Origin of the sequence: Pseudomonas sp. R62, assembly GCF_000257605.1 — a bacterium.
GTDB classification, from domain to species: domain Bacteria; phylum Pseudomonadota; class Gammaproteobacteria; order Pseudomonadales; family Pseudomonadaceae; genus Aquipseudomonas; species Aquipseudomonas atacamensis.
Genome location: NZ_AHZM01000973.1, coordinates 1 through 566 on the forward strand (window position 1 = coordinate 1; position 566 = coordinate 566).

Consider the following 566-nt stretch of genomic DNA (forward strand, 5'->3'; position numbering starts at 1 on the left):
CATTCCGCATCCGGCGGTGATTGCCCACCGTGGCGCGTCGTTCGATGCCCCGGAATCTACCGCTGCGGCCTACAAACTGGCCCGTGACCTCGGCGCCGATTACCTGGAAATGGATTTGCAGCGCAGCAAGGACGGCGTGCTCTTCGCCCTGCACGACGACAACCTGCAACGCACTACCGACGTCGCCAGCAAATTCCCCGAGCGCAAGGACAGCCCGGCCACCGCGTTCACCATGGCCGAACTGAAAACCCTCGATGCCGGCAGCTGGTTCAACAGCAAATATCCTGACCGCGCACGCCCCTCCTACGCCGGGCTGAAGATTCTTACCCTCGATGAAATCATCGACATCGCCCGCGCCAACCCGCAGCACAAGCCGGGCCTGTACATCGAAACCAAAGAGCCGCAGCTGTTTCCCGGCATCGAACATGACCTCAAGGAAAAACTGCAGGATCGCGGCTGGCTGAGTCCGGCCGGTTCGAAGCTGGCGAAAAGCGCGCTGGGCGTCGGTCAGGGCAAAGGCAAGGTGATCCTGCAGACCTTCGATAAGAACAGCCTGCAATTGCTGG

The 566-nt window shown here is 61.3% G+C and carries 1 protein-coding gene; it reads left to right on the forward strand.

Annotated elements, in window-relative coordinates; genetic code table 11:
• The coding region (locus tag OQK_RS01410; protein WP_038860374.1) for a glycerophosphodiester phosphodiesterase family protein at window positions 1-566 on the forward strand (566 nt) is incomplete at both ends.